At 39.4% G+C, this 23,490-nt stretch carries 21 protein-coding genes and 1 pseudogene; 10 read left to right on the top strand and 12 right to left on the bottom strand.

The features are described from left to right. Positions 1 to 1,157 (top strand): alkaline phosphatase (locus N2257_05700; protein ID MCX7793881.1); only part of this gene is annotated, 1,157 nt, incomplete at its 5' end. 62 nt (positions 1,158 to 1,219) lie between these two features. Here the strand turns inward: N2257_05700 and N2257_05705 are convergent. From N2257_05705 to carA, 7 genes are all read right to left on the bottom strand, one after another. Then, the gene (locus tag N2257_05705; GenBank protein MCX7793882.1) at positions 1,220 to 1,624 is read right to left on the bottom strand and encodes a hypothetical protein; all 405 of its coding nucleotides are present in this window, start codon (positions 1,622 to 1,624) and stop codon (positions 1,220 to 1,222) included. Beyond that, on the bottom strand, positions 1,614 to 2,903 hold the full coding sequence (locus N2257_05710) for a radical SAM protein (protein MCX7793883.1): 1,290 nt from the start codon (positions 2,901 to 2,903) through the stop codon (positions 1,614 to 1,616). Before N2257_05710 ends, N2257_05705 begins: the two co-directional genes overlap by 11 nt. Positions 2,904 to 2,963: 60 nt before the next feature. After that, entirely contained in the window at positions 2,964 to 6,203 is a 3,240-nt protein-coding gene (gene carB, locus N2257_05715; protein ID MCX7793884.1) for a carbamoyl-phosphate synthase large subunit, read from the bottom strand. A gap of 3 nt (positions 6,204 to 6,206) precedes the next feature. Continuing rightward, a complete protein-coding gene (locus tag N2257_05720) occupies positions 6,207 to 6,857 on the bottom strand; it encodes a hypothetical protein (protein ID MCX7793885.1) in 651 nt (216 codons plus the stop codon). Further along, on the bottom strand, positions 6,854 to 7,378 hold the full coding sequence (locus N2257_05725; protein MCX7793886.1) for a flavin reductase family protein: 525 nt from the start codon (positions 7,376 to 7,378) through the stop codon (positions 6,854 to 6,856). The genes N2257_05720 and N2257_05725 overlap by 4 nt, the downstream gene beginning before the upstream one ends. Positions 7,379 to 7,583: 205 nt before the next feature. Then, positions 7,584 to 7,856, bottom strand: a complete 273-nt coding sequence (locus N2257_05730) for a hypothetical protein (GenBank protein ID MCX7793887.1) — start codon at positions 7,854 to 7,856, stop codon at positions 7,584 to 7,586. Between the two features lie 88 nt (positions 7,857 to 7,944). Continuing rightward, entirely contained in the window at positions 7,945 to 9,078 is a 1,134-nt protein-coding gene (carA, locus tag N2257_05735; protein ID MCX7793888.1) for a glutamine-hydrolyzing carbamoyl-phosphate synthase small subunit, read from the bottom strand. Positions 9,079 to 9,237: 159 nt separating this feature from the next. On the opposite strand from carA, the gene uvrA reads away from it, so the two are divergent. From uvrA to N2257_05765, 6 genes are all read left to right on the top strand, one after another. Then, entirely contained in the window at positions 9,238 to 11,814 is a 2,577-nt protein-coding gene (gene uvrA / locus N2257_05740; protein MCX7793889.1) for an excinuclease ABC subunit UvrA, read from the top strand. A 40-nt stretch (positions 11,815 to 11,854) separates the two neighbouring features. Continuing rightward, positions 11,855 to 12,844: an FAD:protein FMN transferase gene (locus tag N2257_05745; protein ID MCX7793890.1), complete on the top strand. Its 990-nt coding sequence runs from the start codon at positions 11,855 to 11,857 to the stop codon at positions 12,842 to 12,844. Further along, entirely contained in the window at positions 12,825 to 13,199 is a 375-nt protein-coding gene (locus N2257_05750) for a NusG domain II-containing protein (GenBank protein MCX7793891.1), read from the top strand. The genes N2257_05745 and N2257_05750 overlap by 20 nt, the downstream gene beginning before the upstream one ends. Then, the gene (locus N2257_05755) at positions 13,183 to 13,686 is read left to right on the top strand and encodes a Gx transporter family protein (protein ID MCX7793892.1); all 504 of its coding nucleotides are present in this window, start codon (positions 13,183 to 13,185) and stop codon (positions 13,684 to 13,686) included. Before N2257_05750 ends, N2257_05755 begins: the two co-directional genes overlap by 17 nt. 2 nt (positions 13,687 to 13,688) lie before the next feature. Further along, entirely contained in the window at positions 13,689 to 14,777 is a 1,089-nt protein-coding gene (gene sfsA / locus N2257_05760) for a DNA/RNA nuclease SfsA (protein MCX7793893.1), read from the top strand. 94 nt (positions 14,778 to 14,871) lie between these two features. Next, the gene (locus tag N2257_05765; GenBank protein MCX7793894.1) at positions 14,872 to 16,803 is read left to right on the top strand and encodes a radical SAM protein; all 1,932 of its coding nucleotides are present in this window, start codon (positions 14,872 to 14,874) and stop codon (positions 16,801 to 16,803) included. 2 nt (positions 16,804 to 16,805) lie between these two features. On the opposite strand, the gene glmS is transcribed toward N2257_05765, so the two are convergent. From glmS to N2257_05790, 5 genes are read right to left on the bottom strand one after another with little or no spacing between them, the layout of a single operon-like run. After that, positions 16,806 to 18,629, bottom strand: coding sequence for a glutamine--fructose-6-phosphate transaminase (isomerizing) (gene glmS / locus N2257_05770; protein ID MCX7793895.1), 1,824 nt, complete (start codon positions 18,627 to 18,629; stop codon positions 16,806 to 16,808). Continuing rightward, positions 18,629 to 20,005 (bottom strand): bifunctional UDP-N-acetylglucosamine diphosphorylase/glucosamine-1-phosphate N-acetyltransferase GlmU, encoded by a 1,377-nt coding sequence (gene glmU, locus N2257_05775; protein MCX7793896.1) that lies wholly within the window; start codon positions 20,003 to 20,005, stop codon positions 18,629 to 18,631. The genes glmS and glmU overlap by 1 nt, the downstream gene beginning before the upstream one ends. Beyond that, positions 19,995 to 20,615, bottom strand: a complete 621-nt coding sequence (locus N2257_05780; GenBank protein MCX7793897.1) for a DUF502 domain-containing protein — start codon at positions 20,613 to 20,615, stop codon at positions 19,995 to 19,997. The genes glmU and N2257_05780 overlap by 11 nt, the downstream gene beginning before the upstream one ends. A 1-nt stretch (position 20,616) precedes the next feature. Further along, positions 20,617 to 21,372 (bottom strand): YebC/PmpR family DNA-binding transcriptional regulator, encoded by a 756-nt coding sequence (locus tag N2257_05785; protein ID MCX7793898.1) that lies wholly within the window; start codon positions 21,370 to 21,372, stop codon positions 20,617 to 20,619. Then, positions 21,372 to 22,022, bottom strand: a complete 651-nt coding sequence (locus N2257_05790) for a hypothetical protein (protein ID MCX7793899.1) — start codon at positions 22,020 to 22,022, stop codon at positions 21,372 to 21,374. Before N2257_05790 ends, N2257_05785 begins: the two co-directional genes overlap by 1 nt. Before the next feature lie 317 nt (positions 22,023 to 22,339). On the opposite strand from N2257_05790, the pseudogene N2257_05795 reads away from it, so the two are divergent. The 3 genes and pseudogenes from N2257_05795 to wrbA all read left to right on the top strand — a co-directional run. After that, positions 22,340 to 22,633 (top strand): annotated as a pseudogene (locus tag N2257_05795) (transposase). Between the two features lie 84 nt (positions 22,634 to 22,717). Next, entirely contained in the window at positions 22,718 to 23,059 is a 342-nt protein-coding gene (locus tag N2257_05800) for a TusE/DsrC/DsvC family sulfur relay protein (protein ID MCX7793900.1), read from the top strand. A 34-nt stretch (positions 23,060 to 23,093) separates the two neighbouring features. After that, positions 23,094 to 23,490: NAD(P)H:quinone oxidoreductase (gene wrbA, locus N2257_05805; protein MCX7793901.1), on the top strand; the 397-nt coding region annotated here is incomplete at its 3' end.

Consider the following 23,490-nt stretch of genomic DNA (forward strand, 5'->3'; position numbering starts at 1 on the left):
AGATGTGTATAAGAGACAGATCTAATGCTGGTGCTGTTACTCATGCCTATGGAGTTAAAGCTCATGAAAGATCCTATGGCCTGGATGAAAATGGTAATCCGATAATATCTCGTTCAGGCAAACCAAAGACCATTCTTGAAGAGGCTAAAGAGGCAGGATTTTCAGTTGGTATAATCAATACAGGCACTATAACAGAGCCTGGAACAGGCGTTTTCGGTGCTAGGGTTATAAATCGTGATGATCACTTAGGAATTGCTAAACAATTAATAATGCGAGACCCTGGAAGCGAGATTGATATAATATTCGGTGGTGGGGAAGTATGGTTTTTACCTTCCGATGTTCGTGGCAGGCATGGTGTAATGGGCAAGAGGACAGATGGATTAAATTTGATTCAGGAAGCAATAAACAGGGGCTACACAGTAATTTATACCAGAGAAGAACTTTTAAATCTTCCTCCATCAGTAAACAAGGTACTGGGTTTATTCGCAGCGCATGATACATATAATGACAATAATGACGAGGATCCGAGGAGATATTCTTATACAGAAGAACAACTCAGAGCAGAAGGACTTTATGATTACAATCCTAATGCACCTACTCTGGCAGAAATGGTAGATGTTGCCATAAAGATATTGTCTAATAAAAACAATAAAGGATTCTATCTTGTAGCAGAAGAAGAAGGTACAGACAATCTGGCTAATGGTGCATTGAATGCAAGGGGCACTATAGAGGCTACAAAAAGGGCTGATGATGCAATTGGTGTTGCACTGAATTTTGCAAAGAATAATCCTAATACACTTCTTATTGTTGCTGCTGACAGTGAGGCCAGTGGTTTAAGCATAATAGGCAATCCTCGTACTACCCCTGAAGGAAATGTTGTACCAACTAGAGTATTAAGAAGACTTGATGGAACAGTTTATTTTACAGAATACCTTGATGGTAAGGATGGTACAAACACACCACCTTTCATGTCTGCGCCTGATAGAAATGGCCAGCGCTGGCCCTTTGCAATTGCCTGGTCAACTGCGGGAGACCATTCAGGTAGCATAGTGGCGAGAGCTTACGGAAGGCATGCAGACATGCTTTACGGTACAATAGACAATACAGAAATATACAGAATAAAGTATAGAGTATTGTTTAACAGACTTTTAGAATAGATTTTTTAAAGGTTGGCATGGCTTCATGAAGCCATGCCAACTATTTTTTTATATTTTCATATTTATTCATTTAAAGAAATATTTCTCAACCTTCCGCTCAGTTCCACCATGTCTCTTATCAGCTCAGTAAGCTTTCTTGCCTTTTTCTGATCTCCCTCATCCATTGCCCGGAGTAGGCTGCTACAGAAATACCAAGTGCATCTAAGCGGTCTCTGCCATCTTGGTTTGATGCATCCCTTTTCTCCGAGAAACTGACAGTTTTCTTCAGGTCCTCTACCGTCAAGGGTATATTCAGGTATTCCTGTAAGCTTCATGTATATAAGGTCTTTTTCTTCAGGTATTGCATGTTTCTGTTTGCAGCAGACATCCTGGCATAAAGGACAAATATAACTTGTATATTCCTCTATAAGAGGTGAAATTTCGATCAGTAGTTCCTTTAATCTAACTGCTATCTCTTTAGAGTTCATTGTATCTTTTTACCTCAAGTTTAAGTTCTTCAAGCTTTTTTATGTCATAGCCAGAAAAGAGATAATAAAATACTGAGTTATTTGTTAATAGTGGGTCTACATCCTGAGAGATTATACCTGAAGCGACCATCTCTTTCCAGAGGATAGTCTCTGGAATAGGTGAGTATTCTGTAAGGTGAATTTTTACATTCAGGGATTTCAGGAATTTTACACCTTCTGTCACATCCTGGAGTCCCTGACCGGGTAAACCGAACATTAAATATACTCCTAACTCTTTTTTGGTAAAGCCTGTTTTTTTTAATATCTCTATTGCCCTTTTGAATTCCTCTGTATTTACCTTTCCACCAGTTTTTTCCTGTGTTTCTGAAGAAATAGTCTCAAGACTTACTCTTACTGTCTTGAAACCAGAATTTTTCATCAGGTCTGCAACTTCTTCATCAATGAATCTTGCATGAAGTCCATTAGGTGTGTGGAATCTTATATCAAGGCCTTTTTTAATAATTTCTTTTAACATAGGTTTAATGTGTTCATCACCTTTTACAAGCAGTGCATCATCATAAAAGGCAAAGTCCCTTATCCCGAGTTTATAAAGCTCCAATATTTCTTTTACAACTTCTCCAGGATCTTTCTGAATAAATCGGCTATGTAAGATACCAGAGGCACAGTAGGTACACTTAAAAGGACATCCTTCTGAGGTCCACAGGGGTGCAAAATCCCATTTCTGAAGACCTAGTTTCCAGTAGGGTTGGGAAATCCCAATTCTTTTAAGCCTGAATCCGAAGGTGTTCAAAAAGGCCTCTAATCTATTTTCTACAGATCCTGTAAATATACCATCAGCATTTGTATTTTGAAGTGCATGCTCAGGAAGGAGGGTGCTGTAAAGTCCTCCAATTATTACAGGTATATTCCTGAAAATTTTCTTTATCTCATTTACAGTCTCCCTGACTCCCGTATACCAGTAGGTCATCAAAGTGGATAGGAAGATCATGTCAGGAGCAGGGATTTCTTTAAGTCTTTTATTAAATTCCTCAGGACTTATTCCGTATCTACAAAATTTTCTTGGAATATTTTTGAGGATAGGAGGTTTTTCTATTTCCTGCCTGTGGTACTTTCCGGTACCCCAGCTCTTTTTCCTCACAGTCTCAAGACAGTCAATAAAATATACTTTTACATCAAACTGGCTCAGATATTCTGCAACTCTAAGAAGTCCTAAGGGTGCTGACCAGAGATTTAAACAGGAAAAATCATGAACCCAGGGATTTATGAGAAGGATCTTCATGGAATTCTATGAGAATAAAGCACCAGTAAGATCCAATCCATACTTGTTATTTATTAGTCTTTACTGAGTCCTGTAATAATCTTGTAATGCTTTGATTGTGAATGTCTTTTCTTTGAGTTTTTCTATGGCACTTACAACAGCCTTAGCACCTGATATTGTTGTTGTGTAGGGTATCATGTATTGTAATGCACTGTTTCTTATATAGAAGGAATCTTTCTTTGATTTTGCATCACTTACAGTATTTACGATGAAATGTATTTCGTTATTTTTTATGAGATCTACAATATTGGGTCTTCCTTCATGGATTTTATAGACCATCTCAACATTCAGTCCCTGTGAATTAAGGAATTCAGCAGTTCCTTTAGTGGCTACAACCGAGAGCCCGAGGGCCTTCAATTTCCTTACAAGTTCCACTGTGAGAGGTTTATCCTTATCTTTTACACTGAAAAATATCTTGCCGTTCAGGGGTATCCTGTTGTTTGATGCAGCCTCTGCCTTCCAGTATGCAAGGCCGAAATGGGTATCAATTCCCATTACCTCACCGGTAGATTTCATTTCAGGACCAAGGATTGTATCAACACCAGGAAATTTATCAAAGGGGAATACTGCCTCTTTAACGGCAACATAATTTATATCAGGATCCTTTGTAATTCCAAGTTCCTTTAATCTTTTACCTACCATTAGTTTTGCAGCTATCTTGGCAAGTGGTATACCTGTTGCCTTGCTGACAAAGGGCACAGTTCTTGAAGCCCGTGGATTTACCTCGAGAACATAAACATCATTTCCTTTTACAGCAAACTGTATGTTTATGAGCCCTATAACATTCAGTTCTTCTGCCAGAAGCCTTGTCTGTCTTTTTATCTCTTCAATAATTGAAGGACTGAGAGAATAGGGTGGTAGAGAACAGGCTGAATCACCTGAATGTATTCCTGCTTCTTCTATATGTTCCATTACACCACCGATTACTATATCTATGCCGTCACAAAGGGCATCTACATCAACTTCTATGGCATCTTCGAGGTATTTATCTATCAGTACAGGATGTTCCGGTGATGCCTTTACTGCCCTCTGCATGTATTCAATGAGTGTGGCCGAGTCATAGACTATCTCCATTGCCCGTCCACCAAGAACATAGGATGGTCTTACAAGAACCGGATAACCTATTTGAGAGGCAATACTCAATGCCTCATCAACTGACATTGCAGTGCCACTCAGGGGCTGTTTGAGACTCAGTTTTTCAAGGAGCTCTTTGAATTTTTTTCTATCTTCTGCTCTGTCAATCGATTCAGGTGAAGTCCCGAGAATCCTGACACCCTCTCTCTGCAGGGGTACTGCAAGTTTAAGGGGTGTCTGGCCTCCGAACTGAACTATTACACCTACCGGTTTTTCTCTATCTATTATGTTAAGTACATCTTCTATGGTTAGGGGCTCAAAATATAACCTGTCAGCTGTATCATAATCTGTACTTACAGTTTCTGGATTGCAGTTTACCATTATGGTTTCATAGCCAAGTTCCTTGAGAGCAAAGACAGCATGGACGCAGCAGTAGTCAAATTCTATTCCCTGCCCTATTCTGTTCGGACCTGAGCCAAGGATTATAACCTTTTTTCTCTGTGAGGGTTCAAATTCTGATTCTCTAATTGATATGATACCTTTTTCTGTTATCCTGAAAAAAGGCCTTTCATAGGTTGAATATAGATAGGGTGTGTAGGCTTCGAATTCTGCAGCACAGGTATCAACAAGTTTGTAAGATGGTTTCAGATGCTTCTTTCTTCTCATTTCTCTGATTTCAATCTCTTTTCTTCCTGTAAGGGCAGCTATCTGTCTGTCCGAGAATCCGTATTCCTTTGCCCTGAGAAGGATCTCGTCATCAAGGTTTGAATTCTTTATCTTATTCTCAAACTCCACTATTTCTCTTATCTGGTCAAGAAACCACAGGTCTATCTTAGTAAGTTCATTAATCCTCTCTATAGAAAATCCTTTTCTGAATGCCTCTCCAATATAAAGTAGCCTGTCTGCATTTGGTGTCCTTAACTTGGATATAATCTGTTCTTCTGTCACTCCGTTAACAGGATCAAGACCAGAAAGGCCTGTTTCAAGGCTCCTTAAGGCCTTCTGGAGAGATTCCTTGAATGTCCTTCCAATTGCCATCACCTCTCCAACAGACTTCATCTGTGTTGTTAAAGTTGGGTCTGCTTCAGGAAATTTTTCAAAGGTGAAGCGTGGTATCTTTGTAACTACATAGTCTATAGTAGGTTCAAAGGAAGCAGGTGTGGTTTTTGTAATATCATTTTTAAGCTCATCAAGGGTATAACCTACGGCAAGCTTTGCCGCAATCTTTGCTATGGGAAAGCCTGTTGCCTTACTTGCAAGTGCAGAGCTTCTTGATACCCTGGGATTCATCTCTATCACAACCATCCTTCCATTTTCTGGATTGACTGCGAACTGGATATTGGAACCACCTGTATCAACGCCTATTGCCCTTATCACCTTTATGGCAGCATCCCTCATCCTCTGGTATTCTCTATCTGTGAGTGTCTGGGCAGGTGCTACAGTGATTGAATCTCCGGTATGAACTCCCATGGGATCAAAATTCTCTATGGAACATACAATTATTACATTGTCTGCCCTGTCCCGAACTACCTCAAGCTCAAACTCCTTCCAACCAAGGACAGATTCCTCAACCAGAACCTGGTGAACAGGACTGAGCTTGAGAGCCCTCTCAAGAAGTTCCTTATATTCTTCTTTGTTATAGGCAATTCCTCCGCCCGTGCCACCGAGCGTAAAGGCAGGTCTCAGTATTACAGGAAAACCTATCCATTCAATAACCTCAAGACCCTGATTTAGGTCTGTAACAGCAGCACTCCTTGGAACCTCAAGACCTATTGATGTCATGACCTTTTTGAAAAGCTCTCTGTCTTCAGCCTTTTTTATAGCGTCAGGTTTTGCACCGATGAGTTCGACACCATATTTATCAAGAATACCTTTTTTCCATAGAGCCATTGATAGATTGAGTCCTGTCTGACCACCCATTGTGGGAAGAAGAGCATCAGGTCTTTCAATTTCTATAATCTTTTCAACTACCTCTGGTATAAGAGGTTCTATGTATGTTCTGTCTGCCATCTCAGGATCAGTCATGATCGTGGCAGGATTTGAATTTACTAAGATTACCTTGTAGCCTTCTTCTCTAAGAGCCTTGCAGGCCTGAGTACCTGAATAATCAAACTCGCAGGCCTGGCCGATGATTATAGGGCCAGAGCCTATTATCATTATTTTTTTGATATCAGTTCTTTTTGGCATGTGTTAAGGTTCAGTATTGTGAGTTATAAAGAGCCTTTCTGCTTCCCTGATTCCTGCCAGTGAGAGCCATCTTTTCAATTCTCCATAAAGATTGTTAATCCTTCTTCCATCCCTGTCGACATAGATTATCTTTTTATTTCCATCATGAAATCCAAGTTCAAGATAATAGACCTCAATAGACTCGGCAAAGTCAGGTATGATCGTTCCATGCTGAAGAGCAATCTTTTTGACTATTTCGGCACCTTCTGGATTATCTACAGATAAAATTTTTTTGTTTACAGCGAAATATTTTACTTGATTTAGAGAAAAATTTTCCACTTTTTTTATGATAAAAGCTGGATATTTTATCTTAATCATATTCCTGAAAAAGGATACTTCAAGCGGTCTTTCTCTGAAAATGCTCAATCTGAAAAAAATGAAGAGAAGACCAAAAAGCAGAATAAAGGCAATAATCTCAAAAATCCTAACAGGAAAATACATGGCATAAATTGAAAATAAAGCTCCATCAACAAAAGATGCTACTATTAAAGAGGTGGTTTCTCTGCTCATGAGAGCACTATGAAGGATGCTTCCTTTTTCTGCTTTATAAAAAAATGTATAAAAGGTGACATTATCATGGGTTATGGATAGCTTATATGTTCCATTAATGGTCATCTGAAATAGACTATCCTGTTTCCACCAAGATGCAAGGGTATCTCGGTCCTTTCAGACCAGAGGCCCTTGTGAAGATAATTCTCCTCAGCATAGGCACTAAGGACATCTCCAAAAAAGGCGTAACACTCTCCAGCCTCAATTATTTTTTTAACCCTGCATTCCAGATATCCTGCACAGCCTTCTATCATTGGAGGTTTTATCTTTCTTGGAGCAAGTATTTTTAACTTTGCCATTTTAAATTTATCTGTGTCCCTTCCTGAGCTTCTTCCACATATCCAGAGGGCCTTCAGGAATTCCTTTGTTGGAATGCTTATACCGAATTCCTTTGTTTCCTTTATAAGTTTTGCTGTATGAGCCTCCTTTGATACACAGACAATTGCAATGGGAGGCTCCTCGCTTACTGGTGTTGCCCAGGCACAGGCCATAACATTGGGCTTTCCATCTTTGCTTATGCTGGTAAGAAAAAAAGCAAGCTTTGGATGCAGGAGGTGGTAGATATCTGATTTTATCTCTTTAAGCATTTTTACCTCCGGATTGAAATTTTTATATCTTACCCTGCCTGAAGAGTTCCTGGATCTTTATTGTTCTTTCAGGTAAACTTTTTCTCAGCTTGTTTACAAGATAGAGCCATCTTAGCCTTCGCTCCAAAGACCATCTGCCATATTCCTTTAAATGTTCTGAGCTCAGAAAATAGGTAAATCATTTTTTCTTGTCTTCCATCATCACTCAAGGATCATCATAAGGTACTTTACATCTGCCATGTCTTGCTTCCGACCTGTTTTTTTTAATTTTAATGAGGTCATGGATAGAAATAGTCGGTATTTTCTCTCCATAGATTTCAAATACGACAGATCTGCTTTTTAATTCTTCATATGGGATAGGAGAATCAAAAATTATATCAATCTCTGCGATAGGTGAATCTTGATTGAAAAAATTCATTGCTCCCATCCTCTTTTCTTTTATCAATGAATTTCTTTTTATCTCATCAGCTAGATCCATTGGATCAACATGGTTCTTTGTACGATAGCCCCACTCCTTAAGTTTTGAGATTAAGTTCTTTGAATATTTCCTTAAAATCTAACTCCACTTAATTGAATTCCTCTATCAGTTCTCTAAATCTCCTGAACAGATGCGTTGAGTCATTTGGTCCGGGTCCTGCCTCTGGATGGTGCTGGACAGAAAAGATCGGGTATTCCACATGCTCCATACCCTCTTCTGAGCCATCAAAAAGATTCTCGTGGGTTAATCTTACTTGTCCTTTGAGACTGTTGATATCAACACAATAATTATGATTCTGAGCTGTTATCTCAACCTTTCCGGTCTTGAGGTCCTTTACAGGATGATTTCCTCCATGATGCCCGAATTTCAATTTATAAGTACTTCCACCCATAGCAAGTCCCAGTATCTGGTGACCAAGGCATATACCGAAGATTGGTTTCTTTCCTATAAGTTTTTTTGTATTCTCGATAGCATAGGTAACTGTTACGGGATCTCCTGGACCGTTACTCAGAAGTATTCCATCAGGATCCATATCAAGGACCTTTTCTGCAGGGGTCATGGCACCAACTACTGTGATGTCAAAACCTGCTTCATATAAATTTCTAAGGATGTTAAACTTCACACCGAAATCGTAAACGACTACCTTCAATCGCTTACCAGGCTTCAGTTCTGAATCTTCTGTTACAGGACATGGCCAGGTCCAGCAACCTTCATTCCATTTATATGATTCAGGAGAGGTGACATCCTTAACAAGGTCAAGGGCTGAAATACCCGGATGTCTTTTCACTTTTTTAAGAAGACTTTCAGGATTAAGGTCAGTAGAGGATAATATGCCCATCTGGCAACCCTTTGTTCTGAGATGTCTTGTAAGTGCCCTTGTATCGATACCTGAGATTCCAGGAATATTATACCTTTTAAGATATTCATCAAGACTCTCTTTTGCCCGCCAGTTGCTGAATATTTTTGAGCATTCCTTAACGACAAATCCCTCCACCTTAGGGCTCTCTCTGGATTCCATATCTTCAGGATTTATACCATAGTTTCCTATTTCAGTATAGGTCATGACAACTATCTGGCCTTTGTAAGATGGGTCCGTTAGAATCTCCTGATAACCTGTTATTGAGGTATTGAATACTACCTCTCCGATCCTTTCTGCCTCGGCACCGAAGGCATCTCCTGTAAAAAAGGTACCATCAGATAACATAAGAATTGCCTTCTTCATATGACCTCCAGTGATAAATTATAACATATTTATAGAACAAGGTCTTTGAAGTTTAGAAAGGATAAGCCTCTCCTCGCAGATTACTAAAGTAAGACAGATTAATTTGAAAAAATCTCTTTCCACAGGTTATAGTTAAAGGTTAAAGGTTTTTAATGAGCTATGCAGGAATTTATTATAGTAAAAGGAGCCTCTGAACATAATCTTAAAGGAATAGATGTCACTATCCCAAGGGGGAAGATCACTGTTATTACAGGACCATCCGGCTCTGGAAAATCTTCCCTTGCAATGGATACCATTTATGCAGAGGCACAGAGACGCTACATGGAAAGCCTCTCTTCCTATGCAAGGCAATTCATCGAGCAGCTAAAAAAACCTGAGGTCCAGTCCATAACAGGCCTCTCACCCTCAATAGCCATAGATCAAAAGACTGTTACAAGAAGTCCTCGCTCTACAGTTGGAACAATAACAGAGATATATGATTACATGAGGGTTATTTATACGAGAGCAGGAAAGCCCTTCTGCTATAAATGTGGCTCTCCTCTTGGAGGTCAGAGGCTGGATGGAATTATAGATGCCGTTAAATCCCTTCCTCAGGGTACAAGATTGCAGATCCTTTCTCAGATAGTTAGGGAGAGGAAGGGTGAGTATAAGAAAGAACTTGACTCAATGAGAAGGGAGGGTTTTTTAAGGGCAAGGATAGATGGAAAGATGGTTGACCTTGTTGAGGGCCTTAAACTTAAGAAAACTCAGAGACATACTATAGAGATTGTAATAGACAGGTTTATTGTAAAGCCTGGCATTGATAAAAAGATAGCAACCTCTATAGAGGTAGCTTTAAGGTATTCTGATATCATTATTGTTAATCTTGTTGATGAGGGCAGGGATATCCTTTTCAGTAAGAGCCTTGCCTGTCCTAAATGCGGTATAAGCTATCCTGAGATAGCTCCGAGGCTTTTTTCATTTAACAGTCCCTATGGAGCCTGTCCGAGGTGTAATGGCATTGGATTTGAGGATATAAAAGAGTTTTTTGAAAGAGAAGAAATAACTGAAGAAGATATTATTGCAGAACCATTAATTGATGTGGAATCTCTGAGATTCGAAAAGTGCACTGAATGTAAAGGAACACGTCTTAGAAAAGAAGCCCTGGGTATTCGTTTCAATGGCGTGAATATTGCTGAATTCAGCAGTCTTACAGTTAAAGAGGCAATAAATTTTTTAAAAAATCTTGAACTTTCAAAGAGGGAGACATTCATAATTTCAAGACCCTTAAAAGAGGTCAAAGACAGGCTCGGTTTCCTTGAAAAAGTTGGTCTTGACTACCTTACCCTTGACAGGCCCTCCCTTACCCTTTCAGGAGGTGAGGCACAGAGGATAAGACTTGCAACACAGATTGGTTCAAGGCTTACAGGTGTACTTTACGTCCTTGATGAGCCTAGCATAGGACTCCATCCCAGGGATTGTAAAAAGCTTCTTGACACAATTGCTTTTATCAGGGATGCTGGTAATACTATAATAATAGTGGAACATGATGAAGAAACAATTAGAAATGCTGATTATATAATTGACATGGGTCCTGGTGGAGGTGTTTACGGCGGTACTGTTGTAGCATCTGGCACACTTAGAGAGATAATGCAAGCACCTCAGTCTCTTACAGGAAGGTATCTTAATGGAGAGCTTTCAATACCTGTTCCATTCTCAAGAAGAAAGCCTGTTGATTTCATAGAGATAACAGGCGCCTCTGAATTTAATCTCAAGAATATAGATGTAAAAATACCTCTTGGAGTATTTATCTGTGTTACCGGTGTATCAGGTTCTGGCAAGAGTACACTGTTTATTGATATCCTCTACAGGGCATTGATAGCTCACCTTTATAAATCCAAGGTTAGGCCAGGAAAATTTAAAAAGATTAAAGGTATAGAAAAGATAAAGAAGGCATTATGCGTTGACCAGAGACCTCTTGGAAGGACACCGAGGTCAAATCCTGCTACTTATACTGGAATCTTTACCCTTATAAGGGATCTCTTTGCCCAGATTCCTGAGGCACGAATGAGGGGCTACAATGCCTCGAGGTTCAGTTTCAATCTTCCCGGCGGAAGGTGTGAAGCCTGCGGTGGTGATGGATTAAAAAAAATAGAGATGCATTTCCTTCCCGACGTCTATGTACCCTGTGATGAATGCAAGGGAAGGAGATACAATAAAGAGACCCTTGAGATAAAATACAAAGATAAAAATATTGCTGATATCCTGGATATGACTGTAACTGAAGCTCTTGAGTTCTTTAAGAATATTCCCCATGTGAGTTCCAGACTAAGGATACTGGAGGAAGTAGGTCTCGGTTATATAAAGCTTGGCCAGCCTGTAACATCCCTTTCAGGAGGCGAGGCGCAGAGGATTAGACTTGCAAAGGAATTCGTAAAAAAAGTAAAGGGTGGAGCTATTTATATACTTGATGAGCCAACCACAGGCCTTCACTTCGCTGATATAGAAAAGCTTCTGAATGTGATAAATAGGCTTGTTGACAGCGGAAATACCGTAATAGTAATTGAACATAATCTTGATGTTATAAAATCATCAGATTACATAATTGACATGGGTCCTGAAAGTGGAGACTCTGGAGGAGAGGTTGTTGCAGAGGGTACACCTGAGGAGGTTGCTAGGAATCCAAGGTCCTGGACTGGAAGATTCCTTAGTGAGAAGCTCGGTATGTCAGCATCTCTTACTGCTCAGAAAGGATAAGAAAGTCAATGAATTATTATTGTCTTAAGGAAGAGGTCTTATGAATAGAAAGATTGTGATATCTATTTTGACCATAATTTTTTTCTTTTCTTCTTGCCAGAAGGAAAGGCTTTACAGAAAGACCATGATCGTGATGGATACCGTTGTTACGGTTACTGTTATTGCAGACTCTGAAGAACGTGCAGACAGGGTAATTGACAGGGTCTTTGGAGAATTAAAGAAAATGGAAGGTTTATTTAATTTTTATTCAGACCAGAGTGAGATTTCAGAAATAAACAGAAACGCAGGTTTAAAGCCCGTTAGGGTTTCAGATGATACCATGGCTTTATTAAAAAAAGCACTCCAGATTTCTGAGCTTACAGGAGGAGCCTTTGATATATCAACAGGTCCTCTTACAATATTATGGGATTTCCATAAACAGGAAATCCCTGATAGAGGGAGCATAAAAAAGGCACTGAAACTTGTGAATTTTAAAAACATTGTACTTGATGAAAGGAATAATACTGTGTTTCTAAAAAAGAAGGGAATGCTAATAGATCCTGGAGGCATTGCAAAGGGATATGGTGCAGACAGGGCAGTCGAGATCCTTAAGGCAGAGGGAATAAAAGCAGCCCTTGTGGCTATTGCAGGAGATATAAGGGCCTACGGCATTAAAGAAGACAGAACCCCCTGGATTATAGGTATCAGAAATCCCAGGTCAGAAAATAGTGATGATCTGATAGCAACCCTTCCACTCAGAGATTCTGCTATTTCTACTTCAGGAGATTATGAAAGATTCTTTATAAAAGAAAATAAAAGATATCACCATATCATCAATCCAGGGACAGGTTATCCCTCAGCATCAACTGGCGGAGTTTCTGTGATTGCTGAGGAGGGTTATCTGAGCGATAGCCTAGCAACAGCGGTCTTCGTTCTTGGTCCTGAGAAAGGTATGGAACTTTTAAAAAGACTAGGTTATAAGGGAATATTCATCACTGGAGATGGTAAAAGATTTATTACTGGAGAGATTGATGGTATCAAGTTTAAATAGAAAGGCCTTTTCAATTTTTGATGGGATTCTTATAGCATGCCTACTTGGCTTTTCCCTATCAGGTATTACCTTCATGCATAAATTATCACCTGCAGATAATTCTGTGATAATTGAAGTGGACGGTAGACTTTATGGAGTTTATCAACTTTCAGAAGACAGGATTCTGAGTGTTGAAGGACCTCTTGGAAGGACTGTTATAGAAATAAAGGAGAAAAAGGTGAGGGTTCTAAGTTCACCCTGTACCAATAAATTTTGTGTACATCAGGGATTCCTGAACCAGGGTAGTATAATATGCATTCCGAACAGGGTTGTTATAATAATCGGAGCAAGTCCGGTAGATGCGATTACAGGATAAGCAGAGGATTGCTGTTCTGAGCGCCATTGCAATTGCAATCCACAGTATTGAGAATCTTATACCCACCCCCATTCCCTGGCTCAGATTGGGACTATCGAATATCATTACATTGATTGTCTTTTTACTTTTCGGTTTAAGACCAGCTTTTCTTGTTACCTTATTGAGGGTTACACTATCTTCTATGATTTTAGGAACCTTTCCAGGACCTGCTTTTATTCTGAGCCTTTCTGGAGGTCTGACAGGTCTTGCTGGATTATGGCTATCAAGTTTTGTGCCCCTTTTTGGTATAACAGGACTGAGTGTGATCTCTGCGTCTTTTCATATACTGGGACAGCTCGCAGTGGCTTATTATCTATTCATTAAAAAAACCGAGGCGGTCCTTGCTATATTGCCTGTGCTTATCTTTTTTTCTACTATTACAGGTGCAGTTAATGGTTCTATTGCTTCCGGAATTGTAAAGAAACTTAAAGAAAAAGTTAGGTATTGACCGTGTCAGATCTTATAAATGCTATTTTTCTGAGAAGGCTAAACAGATTTATTGTCGAATGTGAAAGGAATAACAGAAGGTTTAAAGCCTATCTTCCGAATCCAGGTAGATTGTGGGAACTTTTGTTGCCAGGCAGGGAGCTTTATATAAAACAATCCTCAGGTAATCTTTTCTGGACAGTCTGGGCAGTGAAAAAGGATAACAGTATTATATGTCTTCATACTCATTATATCAACGATATTGCTGAAAGACTTATTAAAGAAGGTTTATTTCCTGAATATTTCATAAAGCAAAGAGAAGTTACAATTAATTCTAACAGAATTGATTTTCTGCTTAGCTCAGGCAAGAAGGATTTATTGCTCGAAGTAAAATCCTGTACTCTTTATCATGATGGAATATCTATGTTTCCTGATGCCATTACCATCAGAGGGAAAAGACATTTAGAGCTCCTTGCCCGCATGAATGGCGCTATACTTTTTATAGTCCCCTTTCCTGAGGCAGAATATTTTCTTCCAGATTTTCATACTGATCCTGAATTTTCTGAGACACTCTCAAGATTCCGTAATAAACTTATTATCAGGGCGGTCTCTGTTAAATTGAACATGGATATGAAACCTGAATTTATTAATGAACTTAAGATACCCTGGCACATCTACGATCGTGAGTCCCGCGACAGAGGCAGTTATATTCTCTATGGAAAACTTACAAGGGACAGATTTTTCAAAATAGGAAAGCTCGGAAAAATAAATTTCAAAAAGGGTTATTATCTTTACATTGGTTCTGCAATGAACTCCCTGAGTGCAAGGTTAAGAAGACATATGAACAAACATAAAAGAATGAGATGGCACATTGATTACCTTGTTCCAGGACTTGATGACCTTAAAACTATTGCCTTCAGATCCTCTGAATCTCTTGAATGTCTTCTTGCAGATGAATTAAAAAGAATATCAAGACCTGTTGGGAGATTTGGCTCTTCTGATTGTGGATGTGAGGGGCATCTTTACTGGTTCACGGATGATCCATTTCGTAACGAGAGGTTTATTAATATTTTATTAAAATACCGAATCAGCAGGTTAAGAAGATTTCTGTAACGGAGTATATTTACGTCAAAAAAATCTTCTGCAATAACATAACTAAATTTTTCTTGATTTTTAAGAAATTAACAGTTATAATTTAAAAGAAAACATGAATAGAAAAATCCTTTTTATAACACCTCCCTATCACTGTGGCGTGGTTGAGGTCGCAGGCCGATGGGCGCCGCTTACCTTTGCCTATCTTGCTGGTGAAATAAGAAAACACGGTTTTGAACCCTTTATTTATGATGCAATGACAAAGCAGAAGGGATTTCCTGAAATAAGGGAAAAGATTAAAGAAATCGCTCCAGCCTTTGTTGCAACCACTGCTATTACCTCTACAGTAATGGATAGTCTCGAGGTCCTGCGTATCGCAAAGGAGGTCAATCCGGAGATAAAGACCATTATTGGTGGAGTACATCCAACCTTTATGTATGAGGAAGTCCTTGGTAATGATTTTGTTGATTTTGTTGTAAGAGGGGAGGGAGAGATAACACTTAATGAACTTTTATCATGCATTCTTAAAGGTGATAATCCGGGGAAGATAAAAGGTATTGCCTTTAGAGAGAATGGTCATATAATTGCAACTCCCCAAAGACCTTTTATAGAAGACCTTGATAGCCTGAGCCCTGCATGGGATTTAATAGACTGGAAGGATTATAGATATTTTGTTATCCCAAATAGCAGGCTGGGTGCTATAAGCAGCTCAAGGGGATGCAGCCATGGATGTACCTTCTGCTCACAGCAGAAATTCTGGCAGAGGTCATGGCGTGCCAGAAGGCCAGAGAATGTCGTCAGGGAGATTGAACATCTTAACAGGGAGTATGGTGTTAATGTCTTTCTTATCGTTGATGAATATCCAACAAATGATAGAGAAAGATGGGAGAGGTTTCTTGATCTGCTTATCGAAAAGGAGCTCGGTATATATATACTTATGGAGACAAGGGCGGAGGATATTCTGAGAGACAGGGATATTCTCTGGAAATACAGAAAAGCTGGTATTGTCCATATTTATATAGGCGTGGAGTCAACTGACCAGGAGACCCTTGATCTTATTAAAAAGGATATAAGGGTTGAAACTGGTATAGAGGCATTGAGACTTATTCATGAGCATGGCATGATCAGTGAGACAAGTTTTATCTTGGGTTTTCCTGATGAGACCAGGCAGTCCATAGAGAGGACACTGAAACTTTCAAAGATCTACAATCCTGACTTTGCCCATTATCTTGCTTTGGCGCCCTGGCCTTATGCAGATATGTATAAGGAGCTTGAGCCTCACATAGTTACAAAGGATTACAGAAAGTATAACCTTATTGATCCTGTAATAAAACCTGTAGCAATGACTGTGGAGGAACTTGACAGGGCTATAATTGATTGTTATCAGAGTTTTTACATGGGTAAGCTTACGGAGATACTGAATATAAAAGATGAGTTTAAGAAACATTATATACTTTCTTCCATGAAATTGATCATGAACAGTTCATTTATTGTGAATAAACTGGGTAGCCTCGGCAAGATCCCTCCTCAGGTGGAAATGCTTCTCAGGAAACTTGAAGGTGGAAAGGAAAGGAAGGAAGATTTCAAGATTCTCGCATCTGGTTCTGCTGTTATAAATAGGCCTGTCGAGGAGGTTTTTGAGTATGTTTCTAATCCCGAGAACTGGCCCTCTTTTGTTTCAGGTCTTGAGGATATAAAGAGTCCATCAAGGAGACTTAGAAAGGGTGACACCTTTGAATGGACCTTTAATGTGAGGGGTATAACTCTCAGAGGCAAAGGCAAAGTTATGGAGTTTATTAATAAAAAGATCATTATCCTTCAGATGTACAGACTTCTGCCTATAAAAGAGGTGATCACTTTTCAGGGCTTTGAGGATAAGACAACACTTTCCATAGATATTGGTTATGAGAGACCTGGGAAGATACTCAGTTTCCTTTTTAGAGTTACCATTGATATCTTAAACATAAGGCAGCTTCATCTTATCCTTAATAACATTAAGACGATTCTTGAAAAAGGCAATATAGAAAGACAGAGGTATATTAATTAATCTTACTCCACAGTTACACTCTTTGCAAGATTCCTGGGCTGGTCTACATCATATCCCTTTGTCACACCCACATAATAGGCAAGAAGCTGAAGAGGAATTACGGAAAGTATAGTTGAAAGATATTTATTTGCGGAGGGTATCTCTATTACATAATCAGAAAGGCTCTTTGCCTCTCTGTCTGATTCTGTTACTATTGATATAATAATCCCTCCTCTTGATTTAACCTCCTGCATATTAGAAAGGAGCTTTTCATAGAGCTCATCCCTCGTAGCAATGACAACTACAGGAAGTTCATCATCAATAAGGGCAATGGGGCCGTGCTTCATCTCTCCAGCTGGATAGCCCTCTGCATGAATATAGGATATTTCCTTGAGTTTTAATGCTCCTTCTAGGGCAATAGGATAATTTATACCTCTACCTAGAAAAAGAAAGCCCCTTCTATTAACATGGTGTTTTGCTATTGCCTCTATGCTCGTGCTGTACTTTAATATTTCTTCTATCTTTTCAGGAATAGCTATGAGTTCACTTAACAGTTTTTTTATCGATTCTAAGTCGAGCCTTCCTTTAAGCCAGGCCATAAGAAGCGAAAAGATATAAAGGGATACAAGCTGGGTAGTAAAAGCCTTTGTTGAGGCAACTCCGATCTCAGGTCCTGCGTGGGTGTAAAAAACTCCGTCACTCTCGCGGGAAGCCGTGCTTCCAAGGACATTGCATATGGTAAGGACCTTTAATCCCTTGGATTTTGCCTCCCTTATAGCTGCAATTGTATCCGCAGTCTCACCTGACTGGGTTATGGCTATTACAAGCGTGTTTTTTTCAAGTATTAACTTTCTGTATCGGAATTCAGAGCCGATCTCTGTCTGTACAGGAAGACCCGCAAGTTCTTCAATCATATATCTTCCTGCAAGACCTGCATGATAGGATGTTCCACAGGCAACTATCATTATCCTTTCTGTTGATTGCAGAATTGCAGGATCTATATTAAATTCTTCAATATTGACTCTGCCTGATTCAAGACTTATCCTTCCTCTAAGTGTATCAGCTACTGCCCTTGGCTGTTCAAATATCTCCTTGAGCATGAAATGCTTGTATCCACCCTTTTCAGCCATAACTGGGCTCCAGTCTATATGAACCGAGGTCTTTTTGATACTCCTTCCGTCAAGGCTCATTAATTCATAACCACCTGGATTTATACTCACCATATCTCCATCATCAAGAAATATCACATCCCTTGAATACTGCAGAAAGGCTGGTATATCAGAGGCAAGGAAATAGCCCTTATCAGAAAGGCCAAGTATAAGAGGACAGTCCTTTCTTACTCCTACAATCTTTCCTGGCTCAAGTTCATTCATCACTGCGATTGCATAGGCACCCTTTACAGGTTTCAGAGCCTCTATAATCGCCTCTTCAAGGCTTCTGTTATCAATTTTACTATCGATGAGATGGCAGAGCACCTCTGTATCTGTTTCTGAGGTAAATCTATGGCCTTTCTCAGTAAGTTCTCTTTTTAGCTCCAGATAGTTCTCTATGATTCCATTATGAACAAGTACTATCCTGCCTGCTCTGTGGGGGTGGGCATTTTCCTCTGATGGCTTTCCATGGGTAGCCCATCTTGTATGACCGATTGCTGTATTACTTGAATTCCTTTCAGTGAAGAGGGATTCCAGGTCCTTTATCTTTCCCTTGCATCTTTTTATCTCTATTGAGCCTCTGTTGAAAAAGGCTATTCCCGCAGAGTCATAGCCCCTGTACTCAAGTCTTTTAAGCCCTTCAAGGACTATCTCAATCGCATCTTCTCTACCAGTATAACCTAGAATTCCACACATCAGTCTTTACCTGCCTTCTCTCTGTGTTTTTTTGCCCAGTCTGGAATATGTTTCTGCTGTGTCCTGCTTATAGCGAGACTATCCTCAGGAACATCTTTTGTTATGGTTGAGCCAGCTCCTATATAAGCACCCCGCCTTATCCTTACAGGTGCGACGAGCTGGCTGTCGCTACCTATGAAGACATTGTCTTCTATTATGGTCTTATGTTTTTTAAATCCATCATAATTGCAGGTGATTGTGCCAGCACCTACATTTACATTTTTACCTATCTCAGCATCTCCAATGTAACTTAGATGCATTGCCTTTGTACCCTCACCGATAATTGATTTCTTTACTTCAACAAAATTCCCTATCCTTACATTCCTTTCTATTTTTGAACCAGGTCTAAGGTGTGCAAAAGGACCTATCTGGCAACCTTCATTAATAAGAGAGTCTTCAATAATCGATGAGTCTTTTATGATGACATTGTCACCCAAGATAGAGTTTGAAATTCTCACGTTCTGATAGATTGTGCATCCCCTGCCTATAATGCTTTTTCCCTCTATATGTACACCTGGGTATATAACTGTGTCTCTGCCAATCTTTACATCTCTTTCTATGTATGTATTTTCAGGATTTATAATAGTTACTCCTTCAAGCATATGGCCTTCATTTATCCTTCTTCTCATGATTGCTGAGGCAATGGATAATTCCTTTCTCGTATTTATTCCGAGCAGCTCCTCTTCCTCTGCTATTGCATAGGCCCTTACCTTCAGTCCCTTTCTGGCACTGATTGATATAAGGTCTGTAAGAAAATACTCCTTTTTGTTCTTATTTTTCTTTATTAGATTAATTAATCCCAGTACTTCAGGCTCAATTATATAAATTCCACTGTTTACTTCGTTTATTTCCTTTTCAGCTTGTGTTGCATCGACCGTTTCTCTTATGGCAATAACATTACCCTCTTTATCCCTTATAATCCTTCCATAGAATAAAGGTTCCTTTGAAAGGAAGGAGAGCAGAGAGAGGGAGTTTCTATCCTTTTTATGAATTCTGTAAAGGTTTTTCAGTGTTTCTTCCTTTACAAGTGGTGTATCACCGTTAATTACCATGACGGGCAGATCCTTTTTAACATGTTTGATTCCTGCCTTTAAGGCATCTGCAGTGCCAAGAGGTTTTTCCTGTATTGCTATAGAGCTCATTTCTTTTAGAAAATCTCTTACATCCGCATGATTTCTATTAATTACAGTCACTATCTCTTCGGGATTAAGTTTTTTTGCTGTTTCAATTATATACTGAATCATGGGTATCCCGCAGAGGGGATGAAGAATCTTCGGAAGGTCTGATTTCATCCTTGTTCCTAGGCCCGCAGCAAGTATTATGATATTAAGATTCATTTCTAACTTTTGTTCTCTTTATCTCGGAAGGTGTTGCTATACCACCTGATAGTATGATCCTCACACCTTCTTCTATTGGTATATCTGTGTATATTATATCTTCCTCCTTAAAGAGTACGATCTCTCCAAGATAAAGGTTATTGGTCGGAATGTAAACTGCCCGTAGCTCTTCGCCTCCATCTATCCTGCATTCCTTTGTCAGAAAACCAAAAGCATATATACCCTTTCTTGGATATTCAACTATGACAAATTTTTTAAATGCCCCCTTTGACTCCGGGCTGAAGGCATCCATTATCTGTTTTATTGCTGTGTAGAGACTACTGAAGAGGGGGATTCTAAGGAAAATTTTATCAGCAAGTTGAAGAAGCCTCTTTCCAAAGACATTTGTCGAAATAATACCTGTAAAAAATACAATTATTATGGCGGTCATAAAACCCAGTCCCGGGATATGATACCCAATAATCTTTATAAGAAGAGGTTCTAAGAGGTGATCAATAAAGGTGAAGAACCTCTCTATTACGAGTACGGTAATCAGGATGGGAATAGTTACGAAAAGGCCGGCTATGAATTTTCTCTTGAAGGTAGCCTTTATTGATGTTTTTGCATTCATATTATCTTTCCTTTACTGCCAATACCTGGTCCGGTATATTGAAGTTTGCATAAACATTCTGGACATCATCGTGGTCTTCCAGAGCTTCGAAAAGTCTTATCATCTGCTCGGCTTCTTTTTCACTTAGCATAATATAGTTTCTTGGAAGCATGGTTATCTCTGCAAGTGCTACAGGAATGCCGCTGGACTCTATAGCAGTCTTTACTTTGCTGAGGTCTTCAGGAGATGTGATTATTTCATAATTATCCTCTTCTGGATCATTCTTCATGTCTTCTGCTCCTGCATCAAGGGCAATGGTCATCAGGGTATCTTCAGATGCCTTTGACTTATCCACGAGGATATATCCCTTTTTTTCGAACATCCAGGAAACGCATCCTGCCTCTCCGAGGCTTCCACCATGTTTCGCCATTATATGTCTTATCTCGGAAACGGTTCTATTACGATTATCTGTAAGAACCTCTATCATTACAGCCACACCACCGGGACCGTAGCCTTCATAAATTGCCTCCTCATAACTTACACCAGGCAGCTCTCCTGTTCCTTTCATTATTGCCCTTTTTATGTTTTCAGAGGGCATATTTGCCTCTTTTGCCTTTTCGATAGCAGTTCTGAGCCTAGGATTCTTTTCCGGATCACCACCTCCAAGTTTTGCAGAAACAGTAATCTCCTTTGAGAGCTTTGAAAAAAGCTTTCCCTTTTTTGCATCGACTGCCGCCTTTTTATGTTTTATCTGAGCCCATTTAGAATGTCCTGCCATTACTGACCTCCCTTTTCTTTTCTTAGAGAAATTTCTTCAAGTCTCTTTTTAGCTACCATGGCTTCAGAGGAATTAGGGAATAGTGTTATTATTGTTCTAAAGCCTTTTTCCGCTTCCTTAATATCACCAAGACCGAGTTTTGCCTCTGAATAATAAAAGAGGTGGACAGGTGTTTTGAGCTCTCCTGTTTTAATGTATTCCTTTATGTATGGTATTTGAAGGGCAAGTAGCCTTTCCCACTCTTGCTGGTTATAGTAAAATCTTACAATTGTGTCCTCTATATCCTTTCTGAAAGGTGAGTCAGGATACAATCGGATAAATTTATCGTAAAGCTTTTCAGCCTCTTCTGATTTTGGTGGTTTATAATCCCTTGTGTATATAATAATAAGCCTCCAGTAACTCTCCTGCGCAAGGGGTGCCTGAGGATAATTGTTGATAATCTCCAGATAGGCTCTTTCAAGTTTAGGAAGTATCTTTTCTCTTGACCCTGATTCTGTCAGTTCAAGAATCTTATTAAAAGCCTCGAGTGCCATTCTTTCCTGTTCCTCTTTTGATAAAGTAGGAGGTTTTTCAAAAACCTCTTCTTTTTTTACCTGAGTTGCACAGGCAAAAAATAGCAGAATTAGTATTATAAGTGAGATTTTTCTCATGAGAATTAATAATAATCCTTTAACATAAAGGCTGTCAATAATATTAATTTCCCGGTAATGTAAAATCTTCTGTGTAAATTGAAAATTAAAGAAAAAGGGGTGTATCCTCCATAATTAACAGTGAATTTCTCAAAGAAAGTGAGGACACACCCATGGAAGTAGAACTCACTGACCTAAGTTTAACAGATTTATGGAGGGAATATCAAAGGAGTTTTAAGGATTTCTGGCAGTTAAGTATGAAAAGATTAAGGGCATGAGAGTTAGGAAGAGATAAAAATTGCCACCTCGTAGGTGTAAATAAGCAGGCAGGAGCACATGCATGGAAGAAATGGGCATTGATGTGGAGGGAGGCTTATCCCAAGGCAGTAAGATGTATAGAGAAGGACTTAGAGGAGTTATTGAACTTTTACTATACACCTAAGGAACTCTGGTTGAAGCTAAGGACAACGAATGTAATAGAGAGGGCATTCAGGGAAGTAAGAAGAATGACGAGGCCAATGAGTTGCTTTAACAACACAGCGAGCATAGAGAGGATACTCTCAGCAGTAATAAGCCGGTTAAATGAACATTGGAGGATAAAACCCTTAAATGAATTTACACAGAAGTATTGACATTACAAATAAAATTTAAACTTGACAACCGCTATCTTATTTGATATAACCTAATATAAAGCAAAAGAGAGAAGGAGGTGTATCATGCCTGTAATAGAATATGGAAGCTTAAAGGTCAATGTAGATGATGAGGGTTTTTTGATTAATTTTGATGAATGGAATGAAAAGATTGCCTGCGCTCTTGCTGAAAAAGAAGGCATTCAGGAGCTTACAAAAGAAAAGCTTGATATCCTGAAATTCATCAGGGAGTATTACAAAAAATATAATTTTTTTCCCATTCTTAATGCCATCTGCCTTAATGTCCACCAGCCAAAAAACTGTGTAACAGAACAATTTGTTAGCCCCCTCCAGGCATGGAAGCTTGCCGGTCTTCCTAAACCTGACAGTGAGGTCAGAAACATCCTTGAGGGCCAGACTCCTGGATAAATAATCTTATATAAGGATAACAACAGGAGGCATTATGAAGATTCTAATTGTCTATTACAGTACCTATGGTAATGTATATAAAATGGCTAAACTTGTTGCAGAGGGTGTAAAACAGGTTTCCGGGGTAGAGCCAGTTATTAGAAGGGCACCTGAGCTCATTCCTGAGAATATTATTCAGTCAAGGCCTGATATGAAGGCCGGTGCTGAGATGCAGAAAGATATACCAGTTGTTACACTTGATGATTTCAAGGATGCTGCAGCCTATGCCTTTGGCACTCCGACGAGGTTTGGAAATGTCTGCGCTCAGTTAAAGAATGTGATAGACCAGCTCGGTCCATTATGGATGAACAAAGTCTTTGAGGGAAAGCCAGCTGGTGTATTTGTATCCACGGGCACCATTCATGGCGGACAGGAATCCACCATTCTTACAC

This window comes from Thermodesulfovibrionales bacterium (assembly GCA_026417875.1).
GTDB lineage: Bacteria > Nitrospirota > Thermodesulfovibrionia > Thermodesulfovibrionales > CALJEL01 > CALJEL01.

Excerpts from the sequence above, each read along its gene's own strand:
- N2257_05755 (MCX7793892.1), top strand. The coding sequence starts at position 13,183 with ATGCGATTACAGGATAAGCAGAGGATTGCTGTTCTGAGCGCCATTGCA.
- carA (MCX7793888.1), bottom strand. The coding sequence starts at position 9,078 with ATGAAGAAGGCAATTCTTATGTTATCTGATGGTACCTTTTTTACAGGA.
- N2257_05710 (MCX7793883.1), bottom strand. The coding sequence starts at position 2,903 with ATGAAGATCCTTCTCATAAATCCCTGGGTTCATGATTTTTCCTGTTTA.
- N2257_05750 (MCX7793891.1), top strand. The coding sequence starts at position 12,825 with ATGGTATCAAGTTTAAATAGAAAGGCCTTTTCAATTTTTGATGGGATT.
- N2257_05705 (MCX7793882.1), bottom strand. The coding sequence starts at position 1,624 with ATGAACTCTAAAGAGATAGCAGTTAGATTAAAGGAACTACTGATCGAA.
- N2257_05780 (MCX7793897.1), bottom strand. The coding sequence starts at position 20,615 with ATGAATGCAAAAACATCAATAAAGGCTACCTTCAAGAGAAAATTCATA.
- N2257_05720 (MCX7793885.1), bottom strand. The coding sequence starts at position 6,857 with ATGACCATTAATGGAACATATAAGCTATCCATAACCCATGATAATGTC.
- glmS (MCX7793895.1), bottom strand. The coding sequence starts at position 18,629 with ATGTGTGGAATTCTAGGTTATACTGGTAGAGAAGATGCGATTGAGATA.
- uvrA (MCX7793889.1), top strand. The coding sequence starts at position 9,238 with ATGCAGGAATTTATTATAGTAAAAGGAGCCTCTGAACATAATCTTAAA.
- carB (MCX7793884.1), bottom strand. The coding sequence starts at position 6,203 with ATGCCAAAAAGAACTGATATCAAAAAAATAATGATAATAGGCTCTGGC.
- glmU (MCX7793896.1), bottom strand. The coding sequence starts at position 20,005 with ATGAATCTTAATATCATAATACTTGCTGCGGGCCTAGGAACAAGGATG.
- N2257_05785 (MCX7793898.1), bottom strand. The coding sequence starts at position 21,372 with ATGGCAGGACATTCTAAATGGGCTCAGATAAAACATAAAAAGGCGGCA.
- N2257_05765 (MCX7793894.1), top strand. The coding sequence starts at position 14,872 with ATGAATAGAAAAATCCTTTTTATAACACCTCCCTATCACTGTGGCGTG.
- N2257_05790 (MCX7793899.1), bottom strand. The coding sequence starts at position 22,022 with ATGAGAAAAATCTCACTTATAATACTAATTCTGCTATTTTTTGCCTGT.
- N2257_05725 (MCX7793886.1), bottom strand. The coding sequence starts at position 7,378 with ATGCTTAAAGAGATAAAATCAGATATCTACCACCTCCTGCATCCAAAG.
- N2257_05745 (MCX7793890.1), top strand. The coding sequence starts at position 11,855 with ATGAATAGAAAGATTGTGATATCTATTTTGACCATAATTTTTTTCTTT.
- N2257_05730 (MCX7793887.1), bottom strand. The coding sequence starts at position 7,856 with ATGGATCTAGCTGATGAGATAAAAAGAAATTCATTGATAAAAGAAAAG.
- N2257_05800 (MCX7793900.1), top strand. The coding sequence starts at position 22,718 with ATGCCTGTAATAGAATATGGAAGCTTAAAGGTCAATGTAGATGATGAG.